10 protein-coding genes and 2 pseudogenes are annotated in these 10,981 nt (G+C 61.2%); 7 read left to right on the top strand and 5 right to left on the bottom strand.

Features of this window, described 5'->3' with window-relative positions:
- Positions 1–635 precede the first annotated feature (635 nt).
- Positions 636–800, top strand: coding sequence for a hypothetical protein (locus EKA13_RS27925; RefSeq protein WP_176717476.1), 165 nt, complete (start codon positions 636–638; stop codon positions 798–800).
- Here EKA13_RS27925 and EKA13_RS23850 read toward each other — a convergent pair.
- Together EKA13_RS23850 and EKA13_RS23845 are read right to left on the bottom strand one after the other, a co-directional pair.
- Positions 784–1,965, bottom strand: coding sequence for a multidrug effflux MFS transporter (locus EKA13_RS23850; protein WP_065761625.1), 1,182 nt, complete (start codon positions 1,963–1,965; stop codon positions 784–786). The two genes, EKA13_RS27925 and EKA13_RS23850, sit on opposite strands and share 17 nt — an antisense overlap.
- Positions 1,966–2,084: 119 nt before the next feature.
- Positions 2,085–2,282 carry a heavy-metal-associated domain-containing protein gene (locus tag EKA13_RS23845; RefSeq protein ID WP_065761624.1) on the bottom strand — a complete coding sequence of 66 codons (198 nt, stop codon included), beginning with the start codon at positions 2,280–2,282 and terminating at the stop codon, positions 2,085–2,087.
- A 148-nt stretch (positions 2,283–2,430) separates the two neighbouring features.
- On the opposite strand from EKA13_RS23845, the gene EKA13_RS23840 reads away from it, so the two are divergent.
- From EKA13_RS23840 to cueR, 3 genes are read left to right on the top strand one after another with little or no spacing between them, the layout of a single operon-like run.
- On the top strand, positions 2,431–2,817 hold the full coding sequence (locus tag EKA13_RS23840; protein ID WP_065761623.1) for a hypothetical protein: 387 nt from the start codon (positions 2,431–2,433) through the stop codon (positions 2,815–2,817).
- Between the two features lie 55 nt (positions 2,818–2,872).
- Complete coding sequence (locus EKA13_RS23835) at positions 2,873–5,275, top strand: heavy metal translocating P-type ATPase (protein WP_065761622.1); 2,403 nt, start codon at positions 2,873–2,875, stop codon at positions 5,273–5,275.
- Positions 5,272–5,673: a Cu(I)-responsive transcriptional regulator gene (cueR, locus tag EKA13_RS23830; RefSeq protein ID WP_065761621.1), complete on the top strand. Its 402-nt coding sequence runs from the start codon at positions 5,272–5,274 to the stop codon at positions 5,671–5,673. Before EKA13_RS23835 ends, cueR begins: the two co-directional genes overlap by 4 nt.
- A 7-nt stretch (positions 5,674–5,680) precedes the next feature.
- Here the strand turns inward: cueR and EKA13_RS23825 are convergent, their stop codons facing one another.
- Positions 5,681–6,562: a PA4780 family RIO1-like protein kinase gene (locus tag EKA13_RS23825; RefSeq protein ID WP_065761620.1), complete on the bottom strand. Its 882-nt coding sequence runs from the start codon at positions 6,560–6,562 to the stop codon at positions 5,681–5,683.
- A 220-nt stretch (positions 6,563–6,782) separates the two neighbouring features.
- Here EKA13_RS23825 and EKA13_RS29015 point away from each other — a divergent pair.
- Both EKA13_RS29015 and EKA13_RS29010 read left to right on the top strand, forming a co-directional pair.
- A pseudogene (locus tag EKA13_RS29015) lies at positions 6,783–7,871 on the top strand (cache domain-containing protein); the annotation flags it as partial.
- 90 nt (positions 7,872–7,961) lie between these two features.
- Complete coding sequence (locus tag EKA13_RS29010; RefSeq protein WP_371918254.1) at positions 7,962–8,729, top strand: methyl-accepting chemotaxis protein; 768 nt, start codon at positions 7,962–7,964, stop codon at positions 8,727–8,729.
- A gap of 21 nt (positions 8,730–8,750) precedes the next feature.
- Here EKA13_RS29010 and EKA13_RS23815 read toward each other — a convergent pair whose 3' ends face one another.
- On the bottom strand, positions 8,751–9,539 hold the full coding sequence (locus EKA13_RS23815) for an AraC family transcriptional regulator (RefSeq protein ID WP_065761618.1): 789 nt from the start codon (positions 9,537–9,539) through the stop codon (positions 8,751–8,753).
- Between the two features lie 85 nt (positions 9,540–9,624).
- On the opposite strand from EKA13_RS23815, the gene EKA13_RS23810 reads away from it, so the two are divergent.
- Positions 9,625–10,644, top strand: a complete 1,020-nt coding sequence (locus tag EKA13_RS23810; RefSeq protein WP_065761617.1) for a bile acid:sodium symporter family protein — start codon at positions 9,625–9,627, stop codon at positions 10,642–10,644.
- Here EKA13_RS23810 and EKA13_RS23805 read toward each other — a convergent pair.
- Positions 10,631–10,981, bottom strand: a pseudogene (locus EKA13_RS23805) (acetyl-CoA C-acetyltransferase); the annotation flags it as partial. The gene EKA13_RS23810 and the pseudogene EKA13_RS23805 overlap by 14 nt on opposite strands.

Genomic DNA, 10,981 nt, shown 5'->3' with positions numbered 1-10,981 from the left:
GCCGACCAGCTGCAGTGGCAGTAAGCGACGCAGCTTAAACTCGCTGAAAAACTGTCTTGACCGATGGGTCCACTTTACATCTCACGCTGTTAAACGATGACAACGCCAGTATAAGCCTGCGCATGGAAACAAAAATCACTTAAACCCAAGGCTACGCCGGCAATACTCTGTGCTTCCCTCAACCTTGAACAAAATTAATGCTGGTTGATATAAGCGGCCTTTTCAAGCCTCTATCCTTCACGCCACGAAAACCATGTCTCGTAGCGTTTTATTTAATAATTATGTTCTTTCACTGACGTAACAAAGCCTACGCAGTGAGTACATTAAACCCGCAGATAAATAGTCTGTAATTGTAAGATGGGCGGAGTGACGTTCTATACGAAACTAACACTCGTGCCTCCGGTAATTGCCCGCAACACTCATTGAATGAGCCCTGTGACAACTGCAATGGCTTACCGAGCGGCGTTGCGCTCATGCCTTGCGGGAAAGAGGCCAGGCCAAAGGCACGCATGTGCTGGACGGTTTCCGAGCTACAGGCATGACCGCCAGTCAGCCTGATGACCCAGGTCATGCCGCCCCCTGCGCACCAACGCTAAACTGATTTCACCTGTTACTTGCCTAGTGGAGTCGGTGCGATGAACATCGTTGTCAAAGCAGTCGCTACAAAACCCGGAAGCCCATGGCAAGTGCAACTCGACCAGCACGTGGTGAGCTTTCGCAGCGAAGCCGAAGCACGCGCCTTCGTCACCACGCTGCAAGCCCGCCTACAGGCACCGCATCCACTCAAGCGGGTCGGCTGAGCATCAGCCAGCGTGTGACCTGAGAGAACACAACGGCCATCACGCCGCACAGGCTGATCACCAGTGCCATCGGTATGGCGCTGCCATCATCCAGTACGCTGACCAACGCCGCAGCACCTGCTGCCACACTGAACTGCAGGCACCCCAGTAATGCCGAAGCACTCCCAGCCCGCGCGCCCTGACCATTCATGGCACAGGCCGAGGCATTCGGCACAATCGCGCCCAGGCTGGCAATGCCTATGAACAACGGTATCAACAACGGCCACAAGGCGGCCGGATGCAGGGCGCTGAGCGCCAGTAGAACCAGCCCGGCCGTCACGTATACCCATACCGCCCGCGACAACAGCGCAGCTGGGCCGCGCCTGGCCAACAACCGCGCATTCACTTGCGCCATCAAGATGAACCCGGCGGCATTGGTGCCGAACAACCAGCCGTAGTGCTCGGCAGGCACACCGTACAGTTTGATGAACACGAACGGTGAACCTGCGATGTAGGCAAACATGCCCGCGATGGCGACACCGCCGGTCAGGGCATGCCCAAGAAAGACACGGTCGTTGAGCAAGCGTCCATACTGGCGCAACGCACCAGACAAGGGCTGACGCGGCTGATGCGCGGGCAAGCTCTCCGGCAAACCCAGTAACACCGCCAAGGTGCATAAGGCACTGAACACCGTCAGCACCAGGAAAATCGACTGCCAGCCGTGCAAACTGACCAGAACCCCACCGAACATCGGCGCCAGAATCGGCGCAAGGCCCATGACCAGCATCAACTGGGAAAAGACCTTGGCCGAGCCAACGGCATCGCACGTATCACTGACAATCGCTCGCGATAAGACCATCCCGGCACAACCGCCCAACGCCTGAACAAAACGCGCCACAATCAGCGCCTCCAGTGTCGGTGCGAACGCACAGGCCAGCGAGGCAACGGTAAACAGCACAAGGCCGATCAACAGCGGAATACGACGCCCGAAACGATCGGCCACCGGCCCGTAGGCCAACTGCCCCAGGGACAGGCCAAGAAAGTAGGCGGCCAACGTCGCCTGAATGTGCTTCTCGTCGGTGGCGAACGCCTGAGCCATGGCCGGAAAGCCCGGCAAATAGAAATCAATTGCCAGGGGGCCGAAGGCACTCAAGGCACCAAGAATCAAAACGGTTCGCAGGTTCATCGGAAATCCGTAGCAGGCTAAGCAAGTTCGCTAGTCTAACCGTACGGGATCCATTACAGATGAGCTGTTGGCCATTGCTGTAAAAAAAAGAGCGAACCTGCGTCCGCCCTTTCAGGTCATCAGGCCACCTCGGCCTGATAACCTTCTTCATGGATCAGTTCGATAATTTTCGAAGGTGTCAGGGTGCTTTGCACACGCACCTGTTTCTGACCCAGATCGACTTCAACCACCGCCGTCGGATCCTGGTTTTGCACCGCGTGGGTAACCGCTTTGACGCAGTGGCCGCAGGTCATGCCTTGGACATTGAATACATGCATCGGGAGTGCCTCCGTTCAGGTTTTGATGCAGTCTCAAGCTTGCCACCGTGGCAAGGTCAAGTTCCTCGATCTGCTGCCGGGCTGGAAATCGGCGCCCGCCTCGGCCAAGCTGCGCTCCTGACGATTCATGATTCAGGAGATTCAACTCATGCGCAGGGCAGCATTGGGCCTTTTCGGCCTGCTGGGTATGTTCGGCCTCGCCCCCCAGGCCAGTGCCGAAGGCCCCTCGGACTATAGCGTGCTGATCATTTCCCGGGAACGCCTGGAAGTGGCGACGACCTGCGAGATAGGTCTGTACCTCAACGATCATCTGGCGGGCCGGCTGTTCCAGGAACAATCGACTTCGTTCAACCTGCCAGCAGGCCCGGTAGCAGTGCGCATGCGCTTGTTACCAGGACAAGCCCCCGGCTGCCTGCCGGGTATCGAGAATCAACGCAGCACCCAATTGAACCTGCAGGCCGGGCAGATCAATAAGTACCGAATAGCGGTGGATCAAAATGGCCTCTACCTGAAAAAGGCAAGCCTGGGCTATTGACCTTCCCCGCGTGGGAAGGTTGAAGCTGGAGGCACGCCCAAGGAGGAACGCCCCCATGCCCGAATCTACCACCTTCGACCTGCCAATCGCTGGCATGACCTGCGCCAGCTGCGCAGGTCGCGTCGAGCGAGCATTGCGCAAGGTCGCTGGCACCGAACAGGTCAGTGTCAACCTTGCCACTGAGCAGGCACGCGTCACCGCACCGCCGCAGAGCCTGCCGGCATTGCTTGAAGCCGTCACGGATGCCGGCTACAGCGTGCCCACTCAAAGCCTTGAGCTGCAGATCAGCGGGATGACCTGCGCGTCCTGCGTCGGTCGGGTCGAACGGGCACTGGCCAAAGTGCCCGGGGTTCACCGCGTTAGCGTCAACCTGGCCAACGAGCGCGCCCATGTCGAGGTTCTCGGCACGATTGATACCGCGCTGTTGACTGGCGCAGTCGAACGCGCCGGTTACACTGCCACCCTGCCGCTCACCGGCAAGGCCGACCAGGACGTCGCCGAGCGCCGCTTGCACAAGGAGCGTTGGGCGGTAGGCCTGGCGATTGCCTTGGCCCTGCCGCTGGTACTGCCAATGCTGCTGCAGCCCTTCGGTATTCACTGGATGCTGCCGGCCTGGCTGCAGTTCGCCCTGGCCACGCCGGTTCAGTTCATCCTGGGGGCACGCTTCTATGTCGCCGCCTGGAAGGCCGTGCGGGCCGGGGCAGGCAATATGGACCTGCTGGTCGCGCTGGGTACCAGCGCCGGTTACGGCCTGAGCCTCTATGAGTGGGCGCGCACCAGCTCCGGCAGCATGTCCCACCTGTACTTTGAAGCCTCAGCGGTGGTGATCGCTTTGGTACTGCTCGGCAAGTACCTGGAGAGCCGCGCCAAACGCCAGACGGCCAGCGCCATCCGCGCCCTGGAGGCACTGCGCCCTGAACGTGCGTTGCAGGTGATCGATGGCCAGGAGCGCGATGTGCCGATCAGCGCCTTGCGCTTGAATGACCTGGTAATGGTCAAGCCGGGCGAACGCTTCCCGGTGGATGGCGAGGTAATCGAAGGGCAAAGCCATGCCGATGAAGCCTTGATCAGTGGCGAGAGCCTGCCCGTGCCCAAGCAACCGGGCGACCGTGTAACCGGCGGCGCGATCAACGGGGAAGGCCGCTTGCTGGTGCGTACCCTGGCGCTGGGCACCGAAACCGTGTTGGCCCGCATCATCCGCTTGGTCGAAGACGCTCAGGCGGCCAAGGCGCCGATCCAGAAACTGGTCGACCGGGTCAGCCAGGTATTCGTGCCCGTGGTGCTCCTGCTGGCCCTGGCGACACTCGCGGGTTGGTGGCTGGTCGGCGCCCCCATGGAAACTGCACTGCTCAACGCCGTCGCGGTTCTGGTCATCGCCTGCCCCTGTGCGCTGGGCCTGGCGACACCAACAGCCATCATGGCCGGTACCGGCGTGGCGGCTCGTCACGGCATCCTGATCAAGGACGCCGAAGCGCTGGAACGTGCCCATGCGGTCAATCGCGTGGTCTTCGACAAGACCGGTACCTTGACCTCCGGTAGCCCGCGCATTGTCCACAGCCAGGCGGTGGTCGGCGATCAGGCGCAGTTGTTGCAACTGGCCGGTGCGCTGCAGCGTGGCAGCGAACACCCATTGGCCAAGGCCGTTCTCGACGCCTGTGATGAACAGCACCTGGAAGTGCCGCCCATCAGCGCCAGCCAATCCCTCACCGGACGCGGCATCGCCGGTAGCCTGGATGGACGCGAACTGGCGCTGGGTAACCGCCGGCTGCTTGATGAAAGTGGCTTGCAACCGGGCGATCTGGCCAAGGCTGCACAGGAATGGGAAGCGGAAGGTCGTACCCTTTCCTGGCTGATCGAGCGCGCCCCGCAGGCGCGCGTGCTGGGCTTGCTGGCCTTTGGTGACAGCCTCAAGCCTGGCGCACTGCAAGCGGTTCAACAGCTCAGTGAGCAAGGCATCAGCAGCCACCTGCTAACCGGCGACAACCGTGGCAGCGCGCGCGTGGTGGCCCTGGCGCTGGGCATCGAAGATGTGCATGCCGAAGTGTTGCCGGCAGACAAAGCCGCCACCGTTCTGGCACTTAAACGCTCAGGCACCGTGGCCATGGTCGGCGACGGTATCAACGACGCTCCTGCCTTGGCGGCGGCGGACATCGGCATTGCCATGGGCGGAGGTACTGACGTTGCCATGCAGGCCGCCGGTATTACCCTGATGCGCGGTGATCCGCGCCTGGTGCCAGCGGCCCTGGAGATCAGCCGCAAGACCTACGCCAAGATCCGCCAGAACCTGTTCTGGGCCTTTATCTACAACATGATCGGGATTCCGTTGGCCGCTTTCGGCCTGCTCAACCCGGTGCTGGCGGGTGCTGCCATGGCCCTGTCCAGTGTCAGTGTGGTCAGCAACGCACTGTGGCTTAAAACCTGGAAACCCGAGATCCGACAACAGGACGACGCCCCATGAACATTGGTCAAGCCGCCCGCCACACGGGCCTCAGCGCCAAGATGATCCGTTACTACGAGTCGATTGGCCTGCTCAAGCCGGCCCTGCGCAGCGACAGCGGCTATCGCCTCTACCAACCGGAAGACCTGCACAGCCTGGCCTTCATCAAGCGCTCACGCGACCTGGGTTTCTCGCTTGAGGAAGTCGCTCGGCTGCTCACACTCTGGCAAGACCGCCAGCGCGCCAGTGCCGATGTGAAGGCACTGGCCAATGAACACATTGCCGACCTCAATCGCCGTATTGACGAACTGGTCAGCCTGCGTGACACCCTGAGTGAACTGGTCGCCCACTGCCAGGGCGACGACCGGCCGGACTGCCCGATCCTCAAGGACCTGGCTGCCGGCGGTTGCTGCCACTAACCCTGGATTACTGCATCCAGGGCGGGGTAGGCTCGGCCTCCACGCCCTCCTGTGCAAGGGCTGCGCGACGACGGGCTTCGTCGGCGCGCGCGGCATCGATTTCACGCATCACATCGGCCACATTGGCACTGTGCTCGGTTTCGGCAAACTGCCCGCTCAGCTCTGTGTCCGGCAGCAGTTCACCCGCCTGATACAGCGCCCACATTTCCTTGGCGTATCGGGTTGCCTTGAGCTCGGGCGCAAAGCGCCCAAAGTAGCTGGCCATGTTGCCGACATCGCGCTCAAGCATGCTGAACGCATGGTTGTTGCCCGCGGCATCCACCGCCTGCGGCAGGTCGATAATCACCGGCCCCTCTGGCCCCAGCAGCACGTTGAACTCCGACAGATCGCCATGCACCAACCCGGCGCAGAGCATCAACACGATCTGGCGAATGACAAATGCGTGGTATTCCAAGGCCTGCTCGGGCTCAAGCTCCACATCATTGAGGCGCGGCGCGGCGTCGCCATGTTCGTCGGCGACCAACTCCATCAGCAGGACACCGTCGAGAAAGTCATAGGGCTTGGGAACCCGAACACCTGCGTTCGCCAAGCGGAACAGCGCGGCTACTTCGGCGTTCTGCCAGGCCTCTTCAGCCTCCTTGCGTCCATACTTCGAGCCCTTGGCCATGGCACGTGCCTGGCGGCTATTGCGTACTTTACGACCTTCCTGGTACTCGGCGGCCTGACGGAAACTGCGCTTGTTAGCCTCTTTGTAGACCTTGGCGCAGCGCAGGTGCTGACCGCAGCGTACCACGTAGACCGCTGCCTCCTTGCCACTCATCAGGGGGCGCAACACTTCGTCGACCAACCCGTCTTCCACGAGCGGTTCAATCCGTTTTGGCGTCTTCATCAGCTTTGATTCTGGCTCCTTGTGAGGCGTATAGGGGTTTGTAACGGCAAACCGCGCGACCCGCCATTCTTTTTATGAGTAAAACGCCGGCAAAAAGTCAGATTCGGCTGTTTTGCCAATAAACACGGGGTTTTTCTTCTACGACACTTTATTTCCTCTGCACCCTGCCGATCCACTCTTTAGAGGGTTCATGTGTTTATAAGAATGATTCGGAGCGCGGATGAACATCAAACAGAAATTGACCTGGGCCTTTGCCGTCATTGCCAGCCTGCCCATTCTAGTGGTCGCCACGCTGGTGGTGTTGAACCTGCGCACGGACGCTCGTGAATCCTTCATCGACGGCAGCAACCGCGAGATTCGCCAAGTCGCCAATGCCATGCAGCTGTTTTTTGAAGGCATCAGCCAGAACATCGACTACATGGCCGCACAGCCTCTGTTCACTGACACCGGCGCGGGATTGAAACAGTACATCAGTGCCGATGCAGCCAGTATCGCCCAAGGCGAACAGGACAAGCGCCTGGTCGACTTCTTCACTCGCATGGCCGCCAGTCATCCCGCTTACGCCTATGTTTCCTACGGCGTCAAAGACGGCGGTTACGCCTCCTGGCCAGATGATCCGAAACTGGCCAACTATGATCCGCGCCAACGCCCCTGGTACCAGACCGCGATGGCTAACCCAGGCAAAACACTGCGCACTGCTGCTTACTACTGGGCACCTGATGACGCGGTACTGCTCAGCACCGTACGCACCGTGTCGAACTCATTGGGTTCGCCCGGTGGAGTGGTCAGCGTCGATGTTTCGATCAAACAGCTGACCGAGTTGGTCAAGCAGATCAAGCTGGGTGAAAGCGGCTACCTGATGCTGCTTGAACGCAACGGCAACGTGCTGGTCGACCCACATCAGCCCGAGCACAACTTCAAGATGCTGGGCTCTCTGGGCGAAGGCTATGCGCAACTGGCCAAGGTCGAGAAAGGACTGGTAGAAGTCGAGCTTGATGGCGTGCGCTACATGGCCAACGTCTGGCCCTCCGAACAACTGGGCTGGAGCTTTATCGGCCTGGTCCGTCAGGACGAAGTCATGGGCGCGGCCACGCAACTGACCTGGTTGATCGCGGCCATTGCCTTGGTGCTGGCCGCCGTCTTCGCCGTAGTCGGGGCGACCTTCGCGCGCTTGATCGTACGCCCGATCAACAGCGTCAGCCTGGGCCTGGAGGGCATTGCCCAGGGCGAAGGTGACCTGACCCGCAACCTCGAAGTCCGGGGTCGTGACGAAACCGCTCAACTGGCCAACTGGTTCAACCAGTTCCTCGCGGCCATCCGCAGCCTCATCCAGCATATCGGCCAGGCTGCCGGAAAGATCCTCGCCACCTCCAGCAACTCGACCCGCGTCTCCGGCGACATGGTCGAAGCCGCCGGGCGCCAGCGTGAAGCGGTGGATATGGTGTCCACGGCGTTCCATGAAATGGTTGCCACCGCCAACGAAGTCGCGCGCTCCTGCAGCCAGGCCGCCGAATCGGCCGACAGCGGCCAACAGCAGGCCCGGGAAGGCCAGCAGCAGATCGACGCCGCCGTTCAGAGCGTTGATCGCCTGAGCCAGGAAATCGAGCAGTCCGCGCAATCGATGCAACAACTGGAGCGCGACAGCAACGACATCCAGTCGATTCTTGGCACCATCCGCTCCATCGCCGAACAGACCAACCTGCTGGCGCTCAACGCCGCCATTGAGGCCGCACGCGCCGGTGAGCAGGGTCGAGGGTTCGCCGTGGTGGCCGACGAAGTCCGTGCCCTGGCCAAACGCACAGCCGACTCCACAGCCGAAATCGATGGCTTGCTGGGGAATCTGGCGCAACGCACCAGCCAGGTTGCGCAACAAATGCACGCCAGCCTGGAAGTGTCGCAACAATCGGTCAGCCGTATTGGCATGGCACGCACCAGCTTCGGGCAGATCCGCGAGTCGGTGGACGTCATTCGTGACATGAACACCCAAATCGCCACTGCAGCCGAAGAGCAGCACCAGGTCGCCGAGGACATCAACCGGCACATCAGCCAGATCCATGGTGACGCGCAACTGGTGGCCGAACTGGCTAGCGCAGCGCGGCATGACTCCGAAAGCCTGGCCGGGTTGTCCAACGAACTGGATTCGCTGGTGCGCCGTTTCCGTACCTGATGCCCTGCCTTGGGGGGCCGGCTACAGGCCCAGGCTCCCCGGGGTAAAACCAAACAAGCGCTTGAACGCTGCGATGTAGGCAGAGGTTGAGTCATAACCACACCCCAGCGCAGCCTCCGTTACCCCTGCGCCCTGTTCAAGCACGCTGAGCGAGGACAGTAGGCGCATCCGCTGGCGCCAGCCTCGAAAGCTCAAACCGGTCTCGCGCTGGAACAGGCGAGTCAGGGTTTTCTCCGACATGTTCAACTGCTCCGCCCACTGGCCAAGACTGTCCGACTGTGTTGGCTGCTCCAGCAGGCTATCGCACAACTCACGTAAGCGCGGATGCTGTGGCAACGGCAAGGAAAAGCCCACCTCTGCCAGGCCCTGCAACTGGTCAAGCAATACCTGCACCAGGCGCGCCTCGGGGCTGTTGCCTTCGGGGTACTCCACCGGCAACTGGCAAAACTGCTTGATCAACTCACGGGCCAGCGGCGTGACGGCCAGCACCCGACAGCCGTCCGGCGCCCACTGCGCATCCTCACGTCGCACATACACACTGCGCATCTCGGCACGCATCGACGTCACCACTTCATGCTCGACCCCCGCAGGAATCCAGATGCCCCACTGTGGCGGTGCAAAGTAACTGCCTTCAGCGGTATAGACCCCAAGCACACCGCTGATCGCATAGGAGAACTGCACCCAATCATGTTGATGGCGCGAGGTCCAGGACCCGGCGCTGAGACTTTCGGCTCGCGCATACAGCGGCCGGGGCAGGCGCTCCAGCGTGGGAATCGGGCGAGGGCCTGAAGGTTGTCCGTTACGCGGCATCGATTGACCTGGTATCGCAAGACGGTAGAGACCTCGCAGGTTAGCCTCTGTCATCGCCAATTACAAAATACCCACAGGCCTCCCCATGCAAGCGTTCAAACACCTCAAGCGCGTGGTAACCGACTGGTTCCTCTGCGGCATGTTCATCGCCACCCTGCTCGCCTGGCTGTTCCCACGTTTTGGAAGCAGCGGTGGTGCTCTGCACGCCGAGTACGTGACCAATATCGGCGTGTTCCTGGTGTTTTTCCTGCACGGGGTCAACCTGTCCAGCGAACAGATTCGTCACGGCCTGAAAAACTGGCGCCTGCACCTGATGGTGCAAGGCTTTACCTTCGTGGCCTTTCCCCTGCTCTGGCTGGTCGGCAAGACATTACTGGGTACCCAGGTACCGGCCTTGCTGATGCTGGGTTTCCTCTACCTGTGCGCCCTGCCCTCAACCATCTCGTCCTCGGTGGCGCTCACCGGTAGCGCCAAGGGCAACGTACCCGCTGCCATTCTCAACGCCAGCCTGTCCAGCGTGCTGGGTATCTTCATTACCCCTTGGTTGGTCAGCCTGGTGGTTGGCAGCGGCAGTGACGGCATTGACCTTGGCTCAACCTTGCTCGACCTGTGCGCCATGCTCCTGCTGCCGCTGCTGCTTGGGCAACTGCTACGGCCCTGGCTCGGACACCTCTTCGCCCGTTACAAGCGCTACACCGCCGTGCTGGACAAACTGGTGATCCTGCTGCTGGTCTATGCCGCGTTCTGCAACTCGATGGTCTCGGGAATGTGGCAACAACAGGGCACCGCAGTGATCGCTATGGCCCTGCTCGGCAGTGCACTGTTGCTGGCGCTGGTGCTATGGCTGACAACTCGAAGTGCCCGCGCCTTGAACTTCAGCCCGGCGGACGAAATCGCCGCAGTGTTCTGCGCCAGCAAGAAGTCCCTGGCCGCCGGCGCGCCCATGGCTGCACTGATCTTCGGCGCTCACCCCGGGCTTGGGCTGATCCTGCTGCCGATCATGATCTACCACCCGCTGCAATTGATCGTCTGCTCAGTCATGGCCGAGCAGTACGCCAACCGTACAACTCGCGTCGACAGCGGTGCCGCCCTCAGCGCTCAATAATCGCCGTCACGCCCTGGCCGCCGGCGGCACAGATAGAAATCAGCCCGCGGCCTTTGCCGGCATGTGCCAACAGCTTGGCCATATTGGCCAGGATGCGCCCGCCGGTCGCGGCAAACGGATGCCCAGCCGCCAACGAACTGCCCTTGACGTTGAGCTTGCTGCGGTCGACGCGGCCCAGCGGCGCCTTGAGGCCAAGACGGTCGCGGCAGTAAACAGGGTCTTCCCAGGCCTTGAGCGTGCATAACACCTGCGCGGCAAACGCCTCATGGATTTCGTAGTAGTCGAAGTCCTGCAGGCTCAGGCCATTGCGCGCCAGCAGTCGTGGCACCGCATAGGC

Source organism: Pseudomonas defluvii (assembly GCF_001695625.1).
GTDB lineage: Bacteria > Pseudomonadota > Gammaproteobacteria > Pseudomonadales > Pseudomonadaceae > Aquipseudomonas > Aquipseudomonas defluvii.
The sequence above is the reverse complement of the archived record's forward strand: the minus strand, read 5'-3'. Positions and strand labels throughout refer to the sequence as shown.

Excerpts from the sequence above, each read along its gene's own strand:
- EKA13_RS27925 (WP_176717476.1), top strand. The coding sequence starts at position 636 with ATGAACATCGTTGTCAAAGCAGTCGCTACAAAACCCGGAAGCCCATGG.
- EKA13_RS23850 (WP_065761625.1), bottom strand. The coding sequence starts at position 1,965 with ATGAACCTGCGAACCGTTTTGATTCTTGGTGCCTTGAGTGCCTTCGGC.
- EKA13_RS23845 (WP_065761624.1), bottom strand. The coding sequence starts at position 2,282 with ATGCATGTATTCAATGTCCAAGGCATGACCTGCGGCCACTGCGTCAAA.
- EKA13_RS23840 (WP_065761623.1), top strand. The coding sequence starts at position 2,431 with ATGCGCAGGGCAGCATTGGGCCTTTTCGGCCTGCTGGGTATGTTCGGC.
- EKA13_RS23835 (WP_065761622.1), top strand. The coding sequence starts at position 2,873 with ATGCCCGAATCTACCACCTTCGACCTGCCAATCGCTGGCATGACCTGC.
- cueR (WP_065761621.1), top strand. The coding sequence starts at position 5,272 with ATGAACATTGGTCAAGCCGCCCGCCACACGGGCCTCAGCGCCAAGATG.
- EKA13_RS23825 (WP_065761620.1), bottom strand. The coding sequence starts at position 6,562 with ATGAAGACGCCAAAACGGATTGAACCGCTCGTGGAAGACGGGTTGGTC.
- EKA13_RS29010 (WP_371918254.1), top strand. The coding sequence starts at position 7,962 with ATGGTCGAAGCCGCCGGGCGCCAGCGTGAAGCGGTGGATATGGTGTCC.
- EKA13_RS23815 (WP_065761618.1), bottom strand. The coding sequence starts at position 9,539 with ATGCCGCGTAACGGACAACCTTCAGGCCCTCGCCCGATTCCCACGCTG.
- EKA13_RS23810 (WP_065761617.1), top strand. The coding sequence starts at position 9,625 with ATGCAAGCGTTCAAACACCTCAAGCGCGTGGTAACCGACTGGTTCCTC.